This window comes from Sphingomonas sp. SL1004 (assembly GCF_057815015.1).
This window is the reverse complement of record NZ_JBYMUX010000001.1, coordinates 46,655-65,250: the sequence shown is the minus strand read 5'-3', so window position 1 is coordinate 65,250 and position 18,596 is coordinate 46,655. Positions and strand designations below refer to the sequence as shown.

The following is an 18,596-nucleotide window of genomic DNA, read 5'->3' as shown; positions in this document are numbered from 1 at the left end:
TAGCCCCTCCCGCATGCGGGAGGGGAATGAGTCAGGCCCCCGCTTTCACAGCAAACCCCCACGCCGCATCCGCCAGACCGTGGATCTTCGCCACCGTCTTCTCCGCCTGCGCGCTCGAGGCGGTGCCGTCGATGATGCGCTTCTTGATGCCCTGGACGATCCCGGTCAGGCGGAAGAGATTGTAGGCGAAATACCAGTTGAGATCGGGGACGCCGTCACGGCCGGTAGCGGCGCAATACCGCTCCACGACCTCCTCGATCGTCGGGATGCCCGTCTCGGGCCCAGTCATGCCGAGCACGCCCGAGCGGCCCTCGGGCTCGGTCACCCAACTCATCAGCAGATACGAGAAGTCCGCCAACGGATCGCCAAGCGTCGACAATTCCCAGTCGAGCACCGCGATCACCTTCGGCTCGGACGGCGCGAAGATCATGTTGTCGATGCGGTAGTCGCCGTGGACGATCGAGGTCCGCGTCTGCTCGGGCAACGTCCGCGGAAGCCACTCGATCAGCCGCTCGACCGACTCCATATGCTCGGTCTCGGCGGCACGATATTGCTTGGTCCAGCGGCCGACCTGGCGTTCGAAATAATTGCCAGGCTTGCCATACTCGCCGAGCCCCGCCGCCGCGTAATCGGTGTTGTGGAGCGCGGCGAGCGTGTCGACCATCGCCTCGTAATGCGCGGTGCGCTCGGGCGGAGTCGCGCCGGGCATCGATCCGTCCCAGATCGTCCGCCCCTCGACCATCTCCATGACGTAGAACGCCGAGCCGATCACGGCCGCGTCTTCGCAAAGGCCGTAGGGCCGTGGGACGGGGAAGCCGGTGGGATGCAGTCCCGCAATTACGCGGTATTCACGGTCAACGGCATGTGCGCTCGGCAGGATCGGCCCGAACGGTTTCCGGCGCAGCACGTAGGCGCGCTCCGGCGTATCGAGGCGGTAGGTCGGGTTCGACTGGCCGCCGGCGAACTTCGCGTAGGTCAGCGGGCCGGTGTAACCCGGCACATTGGCGGTCATCCACGCACCAAGCGTGTCAAGGTCGAGCCGGTCCTTATCCCCGACTTCGATCGTGCCGACCATGCTGGTTGCCGCGTCGCTCGTCACGAGAAGGTGATCACACTACGCGTCGTGTCACCGCGACGAAGCTCGTCGAACGCGTCATTGATCCGCTCCAGCGGCATCCGATCGGCGATGATCGTGTCGAGATCGAGCAGCCCGCGCATGTAGAAATCGACCAGCCGCGGGATGTCGACCGGGAATCGGTTCGACCCCATGAACCCGCCCTGCAACCGCTTGCCCGAAAGCAGATCGAGCGCGGACAGCCCGACCTTCTCGCCGAGCGGCATCATCCCCAAGATCGTCGCGGTACCGCCGCGCCGCAGCACCTTCACCGCGGTCGCCGCCGATTGCGCGCGTCCGACCGCCTCGATCGCGTGGTGAACGCCGCCCTTGGTGATCGCGACGACCTCGTCCGCGGCCGTGTCGGACAGCGCGTCGATGCTGTGTGTCGCGCCCAGCTTCTCTGCCATCGCGCGCTTCTCGGGCACGGGATCGAGCGCGATGATCTTCCCCGCGCCTGCGATCTTGGCCGCGTTCACGGCGGCGAGCCCGATGCCGCCGCAGCCGACCACGCAGACCGTCTCGCCCGGCGTCACATCCGTAGTGTTGAACACCGCCCCTGCCCCCGTCGTGATCGCACAGCCGAGCAACGCCGCGCGGTCCATCGGCATGTCGCGGTCGATCGCCACGCAAGCGTGTTCGTGGACTAGCATCATTTCCGCGTAGGCGCTGAGGTTGAGCATCTGCGCAATCGGCCGATCGCCGAGCATGAGGCGCGGCGCGGCGCCCTTGGGACGGCGCACGCTGGCGTCGATGCACAGCGACATCCGTCCGGTGACGCAGAACTCGCATTGGCCGCAGAATGCCGAGAGACACGTGACGACATGGTCGCCGACCTTCACGCCGCGTACTTCGTCGCCGACCGCCTCTACCACGCCGCAAGCCTCGTGCCCCGGGATCGTCGGCATCGCGTGCGGATAGGCGCCGTCGACGAAATGCAGGTCGGACCGGCACACGCCGACCGCCACCGTGCGGATCAGAACCTCATGGGCCGTCGGCTTTGAGACGGTCACGTCCTCGATGCTGAGCGGGGTGTTTGCTTCGAAAAGGACTGCGGCTTTCATGGGTAGTCAGGCTCCGAAAATTGGCGGGCGGACAATCAAAAATTCCGTTCGTCCTGAGCGCAGTCGAAGGACATTGCCCCAAGCGAGCCGGTCCTTCGACTTCGCTCAGGACGAACGGGGAATGCGGTGAGTTTACCGGCTCACCCCGACATCTCCGCTCGACACGCCACCCTTCCGGAAGTCGCCGTATTTCCCGAACTCGTTCCGCGCGATCGAGCGGTTGTGGACTTCATCCGGACCATCCGCGAAGCGCAGCGTCCGCATCGCCGCCCAGTCATGCGCCAACCGGAAATCGCCCGACACGCCGCCGCCGCCATGCGCCTGGATCGCATCGTCCAAGATCCGCAGCGCCATATTCGGCGCCGCAACCTTGATCATCGAAATCTCGATCTGCGCCGACTTGTTGCCAGCCTTGTCCATCATGTCCGCCGCCTTGAGGCACAGCAAACGCGTCATCTCGATATCGATACGCGCGGTCGCGATCCGCTCCTCCCACACCGAGAAGTCGGCAATCCGCTTCCCGAACGCGACACGGTCGAGCAGCCGCCGCGCCATCGCCTCGATCGCCGTCTCCGCAACACCGATGGTCCGCATGCAGTGATGAATCCGGCCCGGCCCAAGCCGCCCCTGCGCGATCTCGAACCCGCGCCCCTCGCCCAGCAGCACGTTCTCTACCGGCACGCGGACGTTCTCCAGCACGACCTCACCATGCCCATGCGGCGCATGGTCATAGCCATACACCGACAACATCCGCGTGATCGTCACGCCCGGCGTGTCCATCGGCACCAGGATCTGGCTCTGCTGCTGGTGCCGCGACCCCTCGAAGCTCGTCTTCCCCATCACGATCGCGATCTTGCATCGCGGATCGCCGACGCCGCTCGACCACCATTTGGTGCCGTTGATGACGTAGTGATCGCCGTCGCGCACCATACTCGTCTCAATGTTGGTCGCATCCGAAGACGCCACCGCAGGCTCGGTCATCAGGAACGCCGAGCGGATCTCGCCGCGCATCAGCGCCCCGAGCCAGGCGTCCTTCTGCTCGCGCGTGCCATAGCGGTGAAACACCTCCATGTTGCCAGTATCGGGCGCCGAACAGTTGAAGCATTCGCTCGCCCAGCCGACCTTGCCCATCTCCTCCGCGCATAACGCATATTCGAGATTGGTGAGCTGCGTGCCTTCGAACTCGAACGAATCGTCGACATGCGTCTGGCCCGAATGCGGCGGCATGAAGAAATTCCAGAGCCCGGCGGCCTTGGCCTTCTCCTTCATCTCCTCGATCACCGGAATCACCTTCCAGCGCTCGCCCTCATGCGCCTGCTGGTCGTAATCGGCCTGACGCGGGCGGATATTCTGGTCGATGAAATCGCGGACCCGATCCCGGAAATACGTCTCTCGTTCGCTCAGCGTAAAATCCATGCGGGCTCTCCGTTCATCATCGCTTTGGAGGCGGGTTAGACCATACCGCGTATTCGGTAAAGCGTGTGGAGGACCTCGGAAAGCATGTTTTCAAGTCCGCCCTGAAAGCGCCTAAAAAGCACTGTATCTTCAAATCGAAGCTGTTAGGGTGTTTCGATGAAGGTTCCGGCAGACGTCAGCGACGAGAGCGAACAGGGGACCAAGCGCTTCCGTGCGAAGCGTGACGCGATCCTCGCCGCGGCGGCAGAAGCGATCAACGAACAGAGTGCCAAGGGCATGACGTTCGCAGACGTGGCGCGGCGCGTCGGGCTCAACACGACCAGCGTTACCTATTATTTCAAGCGCAAGGAAGACCTCGCGGCGGCGGCGTTCGAGCACACGCTGGAATCGCTGATCGCGATGCTCGACGTGGCGATGGAAGAGGCGACGCCGGAAGAGCGCGTGCGGCGCTATCTCGCGCTCAACATGGCGCGGCTCGGGCGGATTCAGCGCGGCGAGGAGAAGGCGTTCGCGGTCCTCTCCGATCTGCGCGCGACCGAGGATCCGATGCGCAGCCGCCTGATGACCGGGTGGCGCGAAGTGTTCCGCCGTACCCGCCTGCTTTGGGGCCCGACCTCGTCGCGTGCGCAGACCGATCTCAACGGCGCGCGCGCGCACGTCCTGCTCGAGAACACGTTCTGGTTGCCGATCTGGCTGACGCGGTACGAGCCCGATCAATATGGTCGCGTCGAGGAACGACTGATGGACGTGTTCGCGCACGGCATCGCCGGCAAGGGTGCCAAATGGGCGCCCACCCTGCTCGATCTGAGCCATGACGAGGCGGAGCCGGGCCGTGAGGCGTTCCTGCTGGCCGCCACCCGCCTGATCAACGAGCTCGGTTATCGCGGCGCCTCGGTGCAGAAGATCGCGTCCGAGCTGAACGTGACCAAGGGCAGCTTCTATCACCATCTCGACGCGAAGGACGACCTCGTCATCGCATGCTACCGCCGCAGCTTCGACACGATCGCCGATGCACAGAGCCGCGGCGAAGCCGAGGGCGGGAGCTTCTGGCACAAGCTGTCTAGCACCGTCGCGACCCTGCTAGACGTGCAGTTCGCCGAACGTGGGCCGTTGCTGCGCACCACTGCGCTCAGTGGCCTGCCGGTGGGCGTACGCAACGCGATGGTCGAGCGCTCCAATGGCATCGCGCGGCGCTATGCGGGCATGATGATGGACGGCATCGGCGAAGGCTCGATCCGTGCGGTCGATGCGCTGATCGCGGCGCAGGCGTTGATGGCGCTGCAGAACGCGGCGTTCGACATGCGCAAATGGGCCTCGACCATGCCGCGCGAGCGGGCGATCGCGATGTATGCCTCGACCCTGATGTTCGGGCTGTTCGACGACGGACTGGCGAAAGCCTAACCACATTCGGGTGCGATTCCGCGCTATCGCCACCCGTTACGGTTTCCTTACCTTGCGTTAAAACCCGACGCCCGAAGCGGTCCTTCAACGGAGGACGCCATGCACACTATCAAGACGGATCTCGCTTCGGGGATCATCCATGTCGAGGCGTCGGGGTTCTGGACGGTCGAGCACATCCAGGCGTTCCTGCGCGATCTGGAGCGCGAGGCGCGGCTCGTGCTGTCGACCGGCAAGCGCCACATGCTGCTATGCGATTTCTCGCGCGCCGCGATCCAGCCGCAGGAGGTGATCACCGCGCTGCAGGAACTCGCGCTGAACTTGACGTTGAAGTCTCGCAAGGTCGCCTTCTATACCAACGGCAAACTCGCGCGGCTCCAGGTCAAGCGGATCGCGGCGGTACGCGACGACATGGCGGTGTTCGAAAACCGGGCGAGCGCGCTCGAATGGCTGCTCGCCGACGGGCTCGATCGCTACGTGCGTCAGACTATCGACGTGCGTGCCTGAGCGGCAAGATCCTCGTCCCGCTTTAACAGCACGCCCGCGCGCCAGTAATGAAACAGCGCCCACGGCGTCATCAGGAAGATGATCACCAGCGCATAGCGGAGCGATTCCTCGCCGAAACTCGGCTTCAACACGTCGCTGAGCCAGCCGACCATCGTCGGACCGAGGCCGAGACCGACCAGATTGATGACGAGCAGCGTGATCGCCGCCCACATCGCGCGGATCTGCAACGGCGCGAGGTGCTGGATCAGCGCGAAGCTGGGGCCGAGATACGAGTTCGCGAAGATCAGCGAAACGAAATAGCTGCCGATCGCCACCGCCGGCGCGTCGATCAGGTAAAAGGCCAGCGCGAACGGAAGCGACAGGCCCTTCATCACCAACACCACCCAGGCCTGGACGTGGAGGCCGTGGCGCTTTGCCAGGACATCCGCGATCTTGCCGCCCGCAAGTGCGGAAATCGCGCCGAACAGCGCGCCCGGCAGCGCGACGTAGCGCGAGATGTCGAGCATCGAGACGCCGAGCGAGCGCTGCATGTAGCTCGGGCCCCAGCCGGTCAGTGCGTAACCGATCATCGAGGTGAGCGTGACGCCGACGACCAGATGCCGCGCGGGTGCGCTTGCCCACATCGACGCGAACCCTTGCGCGACGCTCGGCATCGGCGACGCCACCGCGCGAGCCGCGTCGGACAGGCCGCGGCGGGGCTCGACCATGAACAGACGGACCAGCAGCGCCAGGACTATTCCCGGCAGACCGACGGTCATCATCGCGATCCGCCAGCCATAGCTGTGCGCGACGACGCCGCCGATCAGGGTGCCGAAGCCCGCACCGAGCACCACCCCCAGCGAATACACCGCCATTGCGCTTGCGCGCTTCTCGGGCGGATAGAGATCCGCGATGATCGAATGACTGGGCGGGCTCGACCCCGCCTCGCCAATGCCGACGCCGATCCGGAAGAGCATCAACTGGGTGAAATTCTGCGCGAGGCCGCATAGCGCGGTCATCGCGCTCCAGATTGTCAGGCTGGCGGCGATGATGTTGCGGCGGCTGGTCCTGTCCGCCAGCCGCGCGACGGGGATGCCGAGCGTCGCGTAGAAGATCGCGAAGACGAGCCCGGAAAGCAGTCCAAGCTGCGTGTCGGTCAGCACCAGGTCCGCCTTGATCCGCTCCAGCAGGATCGCGAGAATCTGGCGGTCCATATAACTGAAGAAATAGGTGAAGGTGAGCAGCGCCAGCGTCAGGCCCCGTCGCTTCATCGCCAACGTGTCGGCGATTTCGGGGTGAGACTGAAGCGTTGCGGCCATTGGCGATACCCTGATGTCTAATTTGAAGCCATGCTACGGTATCGGGCGCATACCAGACAAGGGAAGCCTGGCCCTGCGCGGGGTGATGGCAAGAGGTTTTAGGGTCGGTTCGGTGGTTTGGTGGGGTAAAGCGAGCGGCCTCGCACTGTCCAGTCACCACTCATCCAGCACTACCACCCCGGCGGAGGCTGGGGCCCAATTGGAGAGGCGGTTGTAATGAAGCGCTGCGGTTCGTCAGCAACGTCCCCCAATTGGGCCCCGGCTTTCGCCGGGGTGGTGGTGGGGTTGGGACGGGGGACTTTAGCGCCCCGCCCCGCCCCCTTTACCTTAGAACTTACCCCGCACCGTCACCCCGTACGTCCGTGGCTCGGCGAGGAACTGCGAGAACAGCTGGCGGCCACCCGGAAACTGCGGATCCTGGAACGCCGCGGTCGCGGCCCCCTCCTGGAACGGCGAGTTGAACGCGACCTGCGCATATTGCTTGTTCGCCAGGTTCTGTCCCCAGAACTCGACCGCCCAGCGCTCGTCCTTACCGCGCAGCCCGACGCGCGCATTGAACAGCGCGAAGCCGTCCTGCGCCTTTTGCGGGAACAGGTCCGAGCCGGTGTTATAGTCGCTGGTCATGCGCGTATCGACGTAGAACAGCGCGGACAGGCCACTGCCCCCGATCGGCGGTGTAAACGCCATCGACGCGGTTGTGACGATATCGGCGGAGTTCGACAGCGTCTGCCCGGGCAGCTTGCGCAATGCCTGGTCGAGCGGTGCGCCCGTGCTGTTGCCGACAAGCTGGTCGCGGTAGCCGGTATCGGTGAAGGTCGCGCCCAGCGTGACCCGGAAATCGCGCACCGGGACCAGGCTCGCCTCCAGTTCGACACCCTGCGCGCGGACGCCGTAGCCGACATCGCCCGACGGACAGGCACCGGTCGCGGCCGCCGTCGCACTATAGTTGGGCGCCGCCGCGAACTTGCTCTGATCGCGGTCGCCACCGCTCAGGCTCGTATCGCAGCCGTTGATGTTCTGCACCAGGAAGACGGTGCCGTTGAAGGTGTTCAGCTGGAAGTTCTTGAAGTCCTGGCGGAACGCCGCGACGCTGAGCGAGAACGGACCGGTGCCGTATTTCGCGCCGATCTCGAACGAATTGACTGTTTCCGGATCGAATTGCAGCCCGCGCGCCAGAGCCTGCGCGCCGCCGACCGCCGCGAACGTGGTGGTGGGTACGCCACCGACCACCGTGATCGGCTGCTTCAACGCCGAGCGATCGAGGTTGAACCCGCCCGCCTTGTACCCGCGCGAATAGCTTGCGTAGAGCAGCAGGTCGTCGACCGGCTTCCACGACAGGATCGCGGTGCCGGTGACCTTATGCTCCTTGCGGCTGTCGTTGATGCTGACCCCGTTCAGTTCGGCGGTCGAATTGCCCTGGCAACCGAGCCCGATCAGTCCCGCAGCCAGCGCCCGCGCGGTCGCGTTCGGACTGACCAGATCGTCCGTCAGCGTCGACTCGAGCGCGGTGCAGACGGTGTTGTCGTTGCCGAACGTGGCATCGAACTTCTTGCGCTCATGCGTGTAGCGCGCGCCCAGCGTCAGATCGAGCGTGCTGGCGAGGTGGATGATGTTGTGCGTGAACACCGCGTAATTGCGGCTGTTCTGATGATAGGTATCACGCGTCACGCCGAGATCGTTGAGCGAATCGAGCCGCGCGAAGCCCGCGACGATATCGGGACCGCTTGCCCCGCTGGCGCCCGCAAGCGTCGCCTGGCCGACGCCCGGAATGACGCAACTGGGACTGGTCGGCGAATAGAGCCCGGCCAGTCCGCCGCCCGAGATGACTCGGCACGTGGCGAAGCGGCCATATTGCGACCCGAACCTCAGATTGTCGTGCACCGTCAGCTTCTCATCGGCGTAGAATCCCCCGATCAGCCAATCGAGCTTGCCGCCGAACGCGTCGCCCTGCAGCCGCAATTCCTGCGTGAAGGTCTTGAACTGGCGCGACGAATTGCCGTCGGCTGCGCGATAGAGGACGTCGACCGCGCCGTAGTCGGTATCCGATCCCTGGTCCGCCTTGTAGTTGCGATAGGCGGTGATCGAGGTCAGCTTCGCACCGCCGAGGTTCCAGTCGATCTGGCCGGAAAACCCGTAATCGCGCGTAACGCCGGCAAAGCTGCGGCCGGGGCTGGACGAGATCGTCCGCGAATAGCCGGGACGGTTGAGCAGCGCGAGCGGCTGGCCGAGATCGCGCAGCACGTTGACGATGTTGTTGCCGCCCGCCAGCCCGGTCGTCAGCGGCGTCGCCGGCTCATTCAAATTGCCGATCGCCGGATTGACCGAACGATCGACATAGGTCGCCGCGCAGCACTTCTCGTTGCGGTGCGTATAATCGCCGATCAGGCGGATATCGATGTCCGACGTCGGCTCGAACCGCAGCTGGCCACGCACGAAATAGCGGTCGCGGTCGTTGACGTCGGTCTTGTTCGTCGGATCGTTGTAGAAGCCGTCGCGCTTGACGTAGACGCCGTCGACACGCGCCGCGACATTCGAAGACAGCGGCACGTTCACGTTGCCGGCGATCCGGTAATAGTCGTAATTTCCGTAGCTTGCCTCTGCGCCACCGCTGAATTCGGTGAACGACGGCGCCTTGCTGAAGATGCTGATCATGCCCGCGGACGAGTTGCGCCCGCCCAGCGTCCCCTGCGGTCCGCGCAACACCTCGACCCGGTCGATCTCGCCGAGTTCGTTCAGGCCGATGCCCGAGCGCGAGCGATAGACTCCGTCGATGAACACCGCGACCGAGCTTTCCAGGCCGGGATTGTCGCCGACCGTGCCGATGCCGCGGATACGCGCGGAGCCGTTCGCCTCCGAGCCGGTCGACGAAACAAGCAGCGACGGTGCGAGCTGGTTCAGCTGGCGGATGTCGTTCGCGCCCGAATTCTGCAGCGTCTCGGCCGACACCGCGGAGATCGCGACCGGTACGTCGGACAGCGCCTGCGCGCGGCCCTGCGCAGTGACGATGATATCGGCGGTCTGCTGATCGGCGTTCGCGGGGGCGACTGCGCCCTGCCCAACGTCTGTCGAAGGCGTACCCGTCGTCGGCGCTGCGTTCGGACTGGTATTCTGAGCCGCGACCGGTGAAATCGTCGCGAATGCGAGCACGGAAAACGCGCACGCGGCAAAATAGCGCTGCTTGGCCACATCTCTCTCCCTGTTCGGCCGGAGCATCTTTGGCTCCGTACCGTATATTCGAATAGATACCTCGAGCACGATGTCGTCAAGCACGTAACGCGTAGCAAAACGCTACGGATTTCGGGCATCGACGATGCTGTCGGATGGTGGGGAGAGGAGATAGGCTCGGTTTGGGAAGGATGGCGGAAGGTCCGGCCATATGCCAGCCTCCCGCCTGATCCCCTCTCCAAACTCGGTCCGGCGCTTCGATCGTCATCTGAAGGTCCGGTATGGCAGCCCTTTTGCACAGTTTGCCGACATTGCAAAGCATCTTGTTTCGGTTTGATCGCGCGTTGCCCAGCGCGCGGTCATCCCATCGCTGCCGGTTGCTCCCCCGGCCGCCGCCCCATTTCCGACGCCGTACAACCGCTCGACACGATCGCTGCAGACCCGGCACATGATCGACCTGTATTATTGGCCCACGCCGAACGACCACAAGATCACGCTGTTTCTCGAAGAGGCGGGGCTCGACTACACGATCAAGCCTGTAAACATCGGCGAGGGCGAGCAGTTCGGCCCTGATTCCTCGCGATCGCGCCCAAAAACCGGATGCCGGCAATCGTCGATCACGCGAATGCCGAAGGCGGGACGCCGGTGACGATCTCGAATCGGGCGCGATCCTGCTGTATCTGGCGGAGAAGACCGGACGGTTCGGCGGCGACGATCTGCGGGCGGGTCGCGGTCAACCAGGGGCTGATGTGGCAGATGGGCGGGCTCGGCCCGATGCTGGGGCAGAACCATCGTTTCAATCGCTCTGCGCCCGAGCAGATCCCGTATGCGATCGATCGGTACGTGAAGGAAACCAACCGGCTGTACGGCGTGCTGGATCGCCGGCTCGAGGGCCGGGACTTCATTGCCGGCGACTATTCGATCGCCGACATGGCCGCCCATCCCTGGATCGTGCCGTACGAGGCGCAAGACCAGCGGCTCGAGGACTTCCCGAACGTGAAGCGCTGGTTCGAGGCGATCGCCGCGCGCCCGGCGACCGTCGCCGCGTACGAAAAGGGCAAGGTGATCCATGACAGAAGCGTGCCGATGACCGACGAGGCGAAGAAGACGCTGTTCGGCCAGACCGCGGCAACACGCTGATCAGCGGTCGACGAACGCCAGTCGCTGGCCCCTAGTCGCTAGTCATTAGTCGCTGATCGTCCAGCCCAGCCGCGGATCGCCACCGCGGACGGGCTGGGCGGCGGCGAGGCGGTGTTCGAAGCTGCCTGACGCGGTGTAGGCGGGAACCGCGGACGACGCTTGGCGCGCCACATACGCACCCTGCGGCCGATACGAGACGGTAGTCGCGGCGAACGTCGGTGCGCCGGCGGGCATGCCCGTCGCTACCGGCGGAACGAAGCGCGCCATCCGCACCGTCGGTCGACCGACCCGAGTCGCGGCGCCGGTAAACGCGGTGAACTCGTGGCCCTCCTCGAACACCGCGTGACGACCGGTGACGAACGCGCCGGCGATGACGCCACCGACGATGATCGTGCCGATCGTCTCGCCGGTCCGGCCGCCGCCGGCAGCGTGATACCGACCGACCACGGGTACGCTGCGGCCGGCGACGTCGATCGATCGTAGTTCGACATCGACCTTGCCCGACTTGCCGAACGCGCCCTTGCCGCTGCGATAGACGACTTCGCCGGTCCCGGCGGTGCCGCGCGGGATCAGCACCACGCCATCGACGATCACGTCGCGCGCCACCGATACCGGCACGATCTGGCCCAGCCGCGCGCGATCGGAGCCGATCTCCTCGCTCAGCCGCAGCACGACTTCGGTATGCGCCGGGACGAGTACGCTGGGCTCCGCGCCGGCCAGCCCATCCGATGCGAACGCCGCACCCGGCACGCACGCCATCGCCGCTATGATCAGTCTGCGCATCGATCCCACCCCCGCGAACGTCCGGCCCTCGCCGACCCCCTGTTGCTGTCGCGGTACGGGTACAGTGCTGATTATTGCATGAAACGAGGTGGTTAACTCTCCCGACCCGGCCGACGCGACATCGCCACGTCGAGGTGGCCGCCACCGTCGAGCAGCAACACTTCGCCGGTCATCGCGCGGCTGATTGGGTCAAGCAGCATCTCGATCGGCCCAGCAACGTCGTCGGGCCCGGTGGCGAGTCCCATCGGCACCGACGCCGCAACCTTGGCGTTGAGCTTGGCGAACCCCTCTTCGCCCAGCCGCTTCTCGTACCAGCCCGTCGCGACATAGCCGGGCGCGACCGCGTTGACGCGGATCTGCGGCGCAAGGACTCGCGCCAGGCTCTTGGTCATCGTCACCAGCGCGCCTTTCGACGCGGCATAGGCGACCGACGATCCCATGCCGAACACGCCTGCGACGCTGGCGACGTTGACGACCGCCCCGAACGGGCTCGCACGCAACGCAGGCGTACAGGCGCGGACCATCTGGAACGGCGCGACCGTGTTCAGGCGGTAGATGTCGATGAAATCCTCGGCATCGAGCGCGTCGAGATCCTCGTGCGCAGCGAACTTCGTCCGGCCGGCATTGTTGACGAGGAAGTCGATCCGACCGAACGCGTCGGTGGCGACCACGGCGAGCTTGCGACAGGCAGCGTCGTCGACGATGTCCGCCTGGACCGCGATCGCGCCCCGCCCGACCTCGGCGGCCAACGCCTCGGCTTCGTCACGGCTGCTGGCGTAGTTGATGACGCACGATACGCCGCGCGCCGCCAGCCGCCGGACGACCGCGGCGCCGATCCCGGTGCCGCCGCCGGTGACGATCGCGACCGCGCCATTCATAGCCGCGCTCATGCCTGCGCACTCGGACGTGCCGACGCGCGCGCGTGCCACGCCCTCAGGTGCGTCAGTTCGTCGGGCATCCGCACGCCGACGAAGGTGGCGAAGTCGATCGTCGTCAGCAGGACGATGTCGGCGATCGTGAAGCGCTAGCCGTCGAGCCATTCGCGACCGTCGAGCACATGATCGAACTCGGCCATCGCCGACAGCACGCGCGGGCGCTGGCTCTCGCCGAACTCGGTATATTGCGGCTTCACGATCCGCGCGGTCCAGGGATGCGTGTGCAGCCACACCATCGACAGCGGGGTCATCAGCCGCAACTCGATCCGCCGCGTCCACATGTCGATCTCGGCGATGTTATGCGCGCCGTGGCCGAACAGCGGCGGTTCGGGGTGCAGCACCTCGAAATAACGACAGATCGCAACGCTTTCCGTCAGCACGCGACCATCGTCGAACGCGAGCGCCGGGGTCTGGCCGAGCGGATTGACCGCGAGAAACGGGTCTGCCTTGTGCTCGGCCTTGGGAATCGAGATCTGCGCCATTGGCACCCGGACATGCTTTTCCGCGAGGAAGATGCGGACGCGGCGCGGGTTCGGCGCGGGCAGCGCGCTATCGTAGAACAGCAAGCGGGTCTCTCCTCGACTGACTTTTCGAATATCGCGTATGGCATTGCGGATCGCGTTCGCCTAGCGGTGCCGGGATGACGACCGCCGCAGAGATGCTCGCCACCGGCTTTGCCACCTTGCCGGACCTGATCCACATGCACGCCCGAGAGCGTGGCGACCGCGTCGCGGTGGCCGATGCGCAGGGCAGCATCGACTATGCCACGCTCGACGGCCTGATGGACCGGGTCGCGGCGGCATTACAGCGTGACGGGGTGGCGCCGGGTACGGCGGTGGCGATCGTCGCAGCACCGACGACCGACTATGCGGCGGCATTCCTTGGTGCGGTACGCGCGCGGTGCGTCGCAACGCCGATCGCCCCGTCCGCTACGCCAGCGGCAATCGCTGCGATGATTGCGGATAGCGGCGCGCCTGTTGTGTTCCTGGATGCCGAGAATGCGCGGACGCTGGAAGGGCAAACTCTTGCCGCCCGCGTGGTCATGTTCCCCCGCGAAGGCGGGGGCCCAGACTGGCCCCCCGCCTTCGCGGGGGAACAATCTTTTGATACGTGGCTCGCCCCTCCCAATGCGAAATCAATCCGCGTCGCAATCGCCCCCGAAGACGCCTTCAACATCATCTACTCCTCCGGCACGACCGGCACGCCGAAGGGCATCGTCCAGAGCCACGCGATGCGCTGGGCGCATATCGCGCGCAACACCGCCGCCGGGTTCGACACCGCCGTCACGATGATCGCCACCCCGCTCTATTCGAACACCACGCTGGTCAGCTTCCTGCCGACGCTCGGCTGGGGTGGCACCGTCGTGCTGATGAAGAAGTTCGACGCGCGCGCCTATCTCGAACTCGCCGAACGCTACCGCGCGACGCACACCATGCTGGTCCCAGTCCAGTATCAGCGGATCATGGCGCTGCCCGACTTCGACCGCTTCGACCTGTCGGCCTTCCGCTTCAAGACCAGCACCAGCGCCCCCTTCTCCGCGGCGCTGAAGGCCGACGTCGTAGCGCGCTGGCCGGGCGTGCTGGTAGAATTCTACGGCATGACCGAAGGCGGCGCGAGCTGCGCGCTGAACGCGACCGCCAACCCGACCAAGCTCCACACCGTCGGCCAGCCGATGCCGGGTCACGAGATTCGCCTGATCGACGACGACGGCGTCGAAGTCGCACCCGGCGAGATGGGCGAGGTCGTCGGCCGCAGCCCGGCGATGATGAACGGCTATCACGGCCGTACGGAGGCGACGCGCGATGCCGAATGGTATGACGAAGACGGCAACCGCTACATCCGCCACGGCGACGTTGGACGGTTCGACGAGGACGGCTTCCTCACGCTGATGGACCGCAAGAAGGATTTGATCATCTCGGGCGGCTTCAACATCTACCCCTCCGACCTGGAAGCGGTATTGGCGCAGCACCCGGCCGTCGCGGACTGCACCGTGGTGGGCGCTCTGTCAGAAGCGTGGGGCGAGACGCCGGTCGGATTCTACGTGCCGCGCGCCGATACAACGGACGATGCGTCCGCGATCCTCGCCTGGGTGAACGCCCAGCTCGGCAAGACCCAGCGCCTGTCCGCGCTCCACGTCGCCGACGAACTGCCTCGCAGTGCGATCGGCAAGGTTCTCAAGCGCGAACTGCGCGAGCGTCTGACGGGAACCGGCGCATGACCGGCCTCAAACAGGCGATCGACGCGCTCGAGCCGGTCGAAGGCGGCTGGCGAGGGAGCGTACCGGAGAACTGGTTGCAGGGCCGCACCGCGTATGGCGGCTTTTCCGCCGCGCTCGCGCTCCATGCCGCGCAGAAGTCCGATACCGACCTGCCGCCGCTGCGATCCGCCCAAGTCTCGTTCATCGGCCCTTTGTCGGGTGAAATCGTGATCCGCGCGAGCCGGCTTCGGCGCGGGCGCAACGCAGCGTTCGTCCAGGCCGACGTCACGAGCGAGGCTGGGCTCGGGCTTCGTGCGACGTTCGTGTTCATGGGTGCGGTCGCGTCGCGCGTCGATCACCAGGCCGGCTCCGCGCCCGACTTTCCCATGCCGGGGCCCGAGACGCAGACCTTCCGCGGCCACAGCGCGGTCGCGTTCTCGCGGAACTTCGACCTGCTCGATCGCCGCGACGACCGCGTCGGTCCCGCGGAATGGCTGCGCTGGGTCCGGCTGGTCGAGCGCGAGGGCCTCGGTCCGATGGTCGAGCTCATGGCGGTCGCCGATTGCCTGCCGCCGGCCGCGCTGAAGCTGCTCGGCGGCCCCGCCCCGCTCAGCTCGATGACGTGGCTGCTCAACATCCTCGGGCCCCAGCCGGTCACGCGCGACGGCTGGTGGCTGCTTCGCGCGACCACCGACTATACGAAGGACGGCAGTTCGAGCCAGCAGATGGCGATCTGGAACGCCGACGGCACGCCGATCGCCGAACAGATGCAGAGCGTTGCGATCTTCGCCTGATGCGACACACTTTGCGACAGTTTTGCCGTGGCCCGACAAACGCGTAGGACATGTCGGGTCGACAAGGCCAGCATCGGGTGGGGATATGCCTCACCGACCGGAGACCCCCGATGCGCAAGACCATCCTCAGCTTGGCCGTCGCCGCAAGCGCGCTGACCGCCGCTGCGGCCAACGCCCAAGGCACACCGGCCGTGGCACCTTCGGAGACTCGTGCTCAGGCGATTGCGCAGGCCGACGTTCGGTTCGCGCAGATCGATACCAATCACGACGGCCTGATCAGCACAACCGAGATGCAGGAGTACCGCGCCGCGATCCACGATCGCATGATCGCGCGCGGCGGCGATGCACCGCCCTCCGGTGGCGGCAACGGCGATGACAGGCGCCACGCGAAAGCCAGCATGAGCAAGGCCGAGTTCGAAACCCGCGCCGGCGACCGCTTCGACCGGGTCGACGCCAATCACGACGGCGTGATCGACGCGACCGAACGCGCCAACCGGGCCGAGATGCGCCACGTCGAACGCCGCGAACACCGCGAGGGCACGACGTCCGCTCCCGCTACGCCCGCTCCCGCACAATAACCGGAAGGCGGGGACGCACGGAGCTCATGCTTCCCCCGGACACGCATCATGCTAGACGTCGCCCCCATGGGAGATATGCCGCATCTGCTGCTCGTCGACGACGAGCGCTCGATCCGCGAGCCATTGGCCGTGTACCTGACCAAGCAGGGATTCCGCGTCACCCAGGCGGGCGATGCGGAGGCGGCGCGGACGCGGCTGACGGCCTATGCGATCGATCTCGTCATCCTCGACATCATGATGCCGGGCGAAGACGGGCTGTCGCTGTGCCGCCACATCGCGGCGACCAGCGACGTACCGGTGATCCTGCTGACCGCACGCGCCGAGGAAACCGACCGGATCGTCGGTCTCGAAATGGGCGCCGACGATTATGTCGTGAAACCGTTCTCGCCGCGCGAGCTGGCGACGCGAGTCAAAGTAGTCTTGCGGCGGGCAACTTCGGGCGGATCGCGCCAGCATGCGCCGGAAAGCAGTTCCTACGGGTTCGCCGGGTGGGTGCTGAAATCGGGAGAGCGAGCGCTCATCGACCGGGAAGGCGTGTCGGTACCGCTGTCGACCGGTGAGTATAATCTGCTGCTCGCGCTCGTGACGCGCCCTCGTCAGGTTCTCACGCGCGACCAGTTGCTGGATCTGACACAAGGCCGCGAAGCCGCCGCGTTCGATCGCGCGATCGACAATCAGGTCAGCCGCCTGCGCCGGAAGATCGAGGCGGATGCAAAGACGCCCGAACTGATCAAGACGGTGTGGGGCGGCGGCTATACGCTGGCCGCCGAAGTCACCCGTCTGTGATCTGGCGCCTGTGATGCGATTCCACCCCTGGCCGCGTAGTCTCGCCGGCCAGATGGCGTTGCTGATCGCGCTAGCGCTGTTCGTCGCGCAGGCGATCAACTTCGGCCTGATCGTCCGCGACCGGGCGGAGTTCCGGCTTGCCCAGGCGACCCGGCCAGTCGCGACACGGATCGCCGATGCACTGGAACGCGAGGCGCACGCCGGTCGTCCGCTCACGGCGGATCGCGGCCGAGTCCGCCGCGTGGCCGCCAATCCGATCCCGCCCAAGGGCTATGAACGCCATCCCGAAGTCGTCACCGAACTGCGTCGGCAACTCACCGACCAGGGCCTGACCGTCGGACGCATCGATACCGGCCTGCGCCCCGCGTCCATCGAGGATGACGACGGGGGGCATCGGCGCGAACGGAGCCGCCGCGACGACCGGCAGGAAGGCACGCTGTTGATCGCGGTCGAACAGCCTGGCCGTGGCTGGCTGGTGATCACCGCGCCCTGGCCGCAACCCGGCTGGCGGCTGATCGTCGCGCTGCTCAGCCAGACCGCGATCCTGTATATCGCCGTGCTCCTCCCCGTGTTGTGGATCGTCCGGCGGATGTCCCGCCCGCTGCAGGATCTGCGGCGGGCCGCCGAGAGCTTCCGTCCGGGCGATCCGGGTACGCCGATGACGCCGCACGGCCCCGACGACGTGGTCGCGCTGATCGTGGCGTTCAATGCGCTCCGGCTGCGCGTGACAGCGATGCTCGACGAGAAGGATCGGATGCTCGGCGCGATCGGCCATGACCTGCGCACGCCGCTCGCTGCACTGCGCGTCCGGATCGAGTCGGTCGATGACGATACGGATCGTGCGCGGATGATCGACACCGTGGCGGAGATGAACCGGACACTCGACGACATCCTGTCGTTGGCGCGGCTCGGTCGCCCGAGCGAACCGCTTACCGACGTGGATCTGTCCGCACTGGTCGACGCAGTGGTCGAGGATTTCCGCGACATCGGCAGCAACGTGACCTTCGTCGAGGCGGACCGGTTGCGGATGCGGCTACGCCCATCGCTGATCCGCCGCGCGGTCCGCAACCTGATCGAGAATGCGGTGAAATACGGGTCGACGGCAGAGGTGCGCGTCGAGGCGGACGCGCGCTGCGTGGCCATCATAGTCGCCGATCAGGGCCCGGGCATTCCCGAGGACCGTATGACCGACGTCTTCGACGCCTTCACGCGGCTGGAGAGTTCGCGCAACCGGGAGACCGGAGGGATCGGGCTTGGGCTGGCCTTGGCGCGCGCGATCGTGAGGGAGGCTGGCGGCGAGATCCGCCTGGTTAATCGTGCCCCGTCCGATCAGGCTGGCGGCGGCCTCGACGCGATCATCGAATTGCCGCGCTAGTTCTGGTCCCTTTCCCCTCCGGGAAGAGCGTCGGGGTGGGGCAGTT

The 18,596-nt window shown here is 66.0% G+C and carries 18 protein-coding genes; 9 read left to right on the top strand and 9 right to left on the bottom strand.

The genetic code is table 11. The annotated features are described in order from the left end of the window. Positions 1-31: 31 nt before the first annotated feature. The 3 genes from AC3D24_RS00355 to AC3D24_RS00345 form a co-directional block, all read right to left on the bottom strand. Positions 32-1,075, bottom strand: coding sequence for a phosphotransferase family protein (locus AC3D24_RS00355; protein WP_489032987.1), 1,044 nt, complete (start codon positions 1,073-1,075; stop codon positions 32-34). 20 nt (positions 1,076-1,095) lie between these two features. Next, on the bottom strand, positions 1,096-2,178 hold the full coding sequence (locus AC3D24_RS00350) for a Zn-dependent alcohol dehydrogenase (RefSeq protein ID WP_489027202.1): 1,083 nt from the start codon (positions 2,176-2,178) through the stop codon (positions 1,096-1,098). Positions 2,179-2,310: 132 nt separating this feature from the next. Further along, positions 2,311-3,594 (bottom strand): acyl-CoA dehydrogenase family protein, encoded by a 1,284-nt coding sequence (locus AC3D24_RS00345; protein WP_489027201.1) that lies wholly within the window; start codon positions 3,592-3,594, stop codon positions 2,311-2,313. A gap of 156 nt (positions 3,595-3,750) precedes the next feature. Here AC3D24_RS00345 and AC3D24_RS00340 point away from each other — a divergent pair, with 156 nt between their 5' ends. Then, positions 3,751-4,995: a TetR/AcrR family transcriptional regulator gene (locus AC3D24_RS00340; protein WP_489027200.1), complete on the top strand. Its 1,245-nt coding sequence runs from the start codon at positions 3,751-3,753 to the stop codon at positions 4,993-4,995. Between the two features lie 99 nt (positions 4,996-5,094). Further along, positions 5,095-5,499, top strand: coding sequence for a hypothetical protein (locus tag AC3D24_RS00335; RefSeq protein ID WP_489027199.1), 405 nt, complete (start codon positions 5,095-5,097; stop codon positions 5,497-5,499). Here the strand turns inward: AC3D24_RS00335 and AC3D24_RS00330 are convergent. Both AC3D24_RS00330 and AC3D24_RS00325 read right to left on the bottom strand, forming a co-directional pair. Then, complete coding sequence (locus AC3D24_RS00330; protein WP_489027197.1) at positions 5,475-6,797, bottom strand: spinster family MFS transporter; 1,323 nt, start codon at positions 6,795-6,797, stop codon at positions 5,475-5,477. The two genes, AC3D24_RS00335 and AC3D24_RS00330, sit on opposite strands and share 25 nt — an antisense overlap. 327 nt (positions 6,798-7,124) lie before the next feature. Next, positions 7,125-10,010, bottom strand: coding sequence for a TonB-dependent receptor (locus AC3D24_RS00325; RefSeq protein ID WP_489027196.1), 2,886 nt, complete (start codon positions 10,008-10,010; stop codon positions 7,125-7,127). A gap of 400 nt (positions 10,011-10,410) precedes the next feature. Between AC3D24_RS00325 and AC3D24_RS00320 the strand changes: the two genes are divergently transcribed. Both AC3D24_RS00320 and AC3D24_RS00315 read left to right on the top strand, forming a co-directional pair. Beyond that, positions 10,411-10,611, top strand: a complete 201-nt coding sequence (locus AC3D24_RS00320; protein WP_489027194.1) for a thioredoxin domain-containing protein — start codon at positions 10,411-10,413, stop codon at positions 10,609-10,611. Continuing rightward, complete coding sequence (locus tag AC3D24_RS00315; RefSeq protein ID WP_489027192.1) at positions 10,608-11,102, top strand: glutathione binding-like protein; 495 nt, start codon at positions 10,608-10,610, stop codon at positions 11,100-11,102. Before AC3D24_RS00320 ends, AC3D24_RS00315 begins: the two co-directional genes overlap by 4 nt. A gap of 45 nt (positions 11,103-11,147) precedes the next feature. On the opposite strand, the gene AC3D24_RS00310 is transcribed toward AC3D24_RS00315, so the two are convergent. The 4 genes from AC3D24_RS00310 to AC3D24_RS00295 all read right to left on the bottom strand — a co-directional run bounded on the left by AC3D24_RS00310 (position 11,148) and on the right by AC3D24_RS00295 (position 13,386). After that, positions 11,148-11,885, bottom strand: a complete 738-nt coding sequence (locus tag AC3D24_RS00310; RefSeq protein ID WP_489027190.1) for a hypothetical protein — start codon at positions 11,883-11,885, stop codon at positions 11,148-11,150. Between the two features lie 92 nt (positions 11,886-11,977). Further along, the gene (locus AC3D24_RS00305; protein WP_489027188.1) at positions 11,978-12,775 is read right to left on the bottom strand and encodes an SDR family NAD(P)-dependent oxidoreductase; all 798 of its coding nucleotides are present in this window, start codon (positions 12,773-12,775) and stop codon (positions 11,978-11,980) included. Then, the gene (locus tag AC3D24_RS00300; RefSeq protein ID WP_489032985.1) at positions 12,772-12,900 is read right to left on the bottom strand and encodes a hypothetical protein; all 129 of its coding nucleotides are present in this window, start codon (positions 12,898-12,900) and stop codon (positions 12,772-12,774) included. The genes AC3D24_RS00305 and AC3D24_RS00300 overlap by 4 nt, the downstream gene beginning before the upstream one ends. A gap of 9 nt (positions 12,901-12,909) precedes the next feature. After that, positions 12,910-13,386 carry a glutathione S-transferase N-terminal domain-containing protein gene (locus tag AC3D24_RS00295; protein ID WP_489027186.1) on the bottom strand — a complete coding sequence of 159 codons (477 nt, stop codon included), beginning with the start codon at positions 13,384-13,386 and terminating at the stop codon, positions 12,910-12,912. Between the two features lie 74 nt (positions 13,387-13,460). Between AC3D24_RS00295 and AC3D24_RS00290 the strand changes: the two genes are divergently transcribed. The 5 genes from AC3D24_RS00290 to AC3D24_RS00270 all read left to right on the top strand — a co-directional run bounded on the left by AC3D24_RS00290 (position 13,461) and on the right by AC3D24_RS00270 (position 18,550). Continuing rightward, the gene (locus tag AC3D24_RS00290) at positions 13,461-15,038 is read left to right on the top strand and encodes a class I adenylate-forming enzyme family protein (protein ID WP_489027184.1); all 1,578 of its coding nucleotides are present in this window, start codon (positions 13,461-13,463) and stop codon (positions 15,036-15,038) included. Then, positions 15,035-15,811, top strand: a complete 777-nt coding sequence (locus AC3D24_RS00285) for a thioesterase family protein (protein WP_489027182.1) — start codon at positions 15,035-15,037, stop codon at positions 15,809-15,811. Before AC3D24_RS00290 ends, AC3D24_RS00285 begins: the two co-directional genes overlap by 4 nt. Before the next feature lie 110 nt (positions 15,812-15,921). Further along, a complete protein-coding gene (locus AC3D24_RS00280; RefSeq protein WP_489027181.1) occupies positions 15,922-16,389 on the top strand; it encodes an EF-hand domain-containing protein in 468 nt (155 codons plus the stop codon). A gap of 66 nt (positions 16,390-16,455) precedes the next feature. Continuing rightward, positions 16,456-17,175, top strand: a complete 720-nt coding sequence (locus AC3D24_RS00275; protein WP_489032983.1) for a response regulator — start codon at positions 16,456-16,458, stop codon at positions 17,173-17,175. A gap of 13 nt (positions 17,176-17,188) precedes the next feature. After that, positions 17,189-18,550: a sensor histidine kinase gene (locus AC3D24_RS00270; protein ID WP_489027180.1), complete on the top strand. Its 1,362-nt coding sequence runs from the start codon at positions 17,189-17,191 to the stop codon at positions 18,548-18,550. Positions 18,551-18,596: the final 46 nt, after the last annotated feature.

What these genes read in the sequence shown, in the direction of transcription:
- AC3D24_RS00340 (WP_489027200.1), top strand. Translation starts at nt 3,751, where the DNA reads ATGAAGGTTCCGGCAGACGTCAGCGACGAGAGCGAACAGGGGACCAAG.
- AC3D24_RS00270 (WP_489027180.1), top strand. Translation starts at nt 17,189, where the DNA reads ATGCGATTCCACCCCTGGCCGCGTAGTCTCGCCGGCCAGATGGCGTTG.
- AC3D24_RS00305 (WP_489027188.1), bottom strand. Translation starts at nt 12,775, where the DNA reads ATGAGCGCGGCTATGAATGGCGCGGTCGCGATCGTCACCGGCGGCGGC.
- AC3D24_RS00350 (WP_489027202.1), bottom strand. Translation starts at nt 2,178, where the DNA reads ATGAAAGCCGCAGTCCTTTTCGAAGCAAACACCCCGCTCAGCATCGAG.
- AC3D24_RS00330 (WP_489027197.1), bottom strand. Translation starts at nt 6,797, where the DNA reads ATGGCCGCAACGCTTCAGTCTCACCCCGAAATCGCCGACACGTTGGCG.
- AC3D24_RS00355 (WP_489032987.1), bottom strand. Translation starts at nt 1,075, where the DNA reads ATGGTCGGCACGATCGAAGTCGGGGATAAGGACCGGCTCGACCTTGAC.
- AC3D24_RS00325 (WP_489027196.1), bottom strand. Translation starts at nt 10,010, where the DNA reads ATGCTCCGGCCGAACAGGGAGAGAGATGTGGCCAAGCAGCGCTATTTT.
- AC3D24_RS00290 (WP_489027184.1), top strand. Translation starts at nt 13,461, where the DNA reads ATGACGACCGCCGCAGAGATGCTCGCCACCGGCTTTGCCACCTTGCCG.
- AC3D24_RS00275 (WP_489032983.1), top strand. Translation starts at nt 16,456, where the DNA reads ATGGGAGATATGCCGCATCTGCTGCTCGTCGACGACGAGCGCTCGATC.
- AC3D24_RS00285 (WP_489027182.1), top strand. Translation starts at nt 15,035, where the DNA reads ATGACCGGCCTCAAACAGGCGATCGACGCGCTCGAGCCGGTCGAAGGC.
- AC3D24_RS00335 (WP_489027199.1), top strand. Translation starts at nt 5,095, where the DNA reads ATGCACACTATCAAGACGGATCTCGCTTCGGGGATCATCCATGTCGAG.
- AC3D24_RS00280 (WP_489027181.1), top strand. Translation starts at nt 15,922, where the DNA reads ATGCGCAAGACCATCCTCAGCTTGGCCGTCGCCGCAAGCGCGCTGACC.
- AC3D24_RS00320 (WP_489027194.1), top strand. Translation starts at nt 10,411, where the DNA reads ATGATCGACCTGTATTATTGGCCCACGCCGAACGACCACAAGATCACG.
- AC3D24_RS00310 (WP_489027190.1), bottom strand. Translation starts at nt 11,885, where the DNA reads ATGCGCAGACTGATCATAGCGGCGATGGCGTGCGTGCCGGGTGCGGCG.
- AC3D24_RS00345 (WP_489027201.1), bottom strand. Translation starts at nt 3,594, where the DNA reads ATGGATTTTACGCTGAGCGAACGAGAGACGTATTTCCGGGATCGGGTC.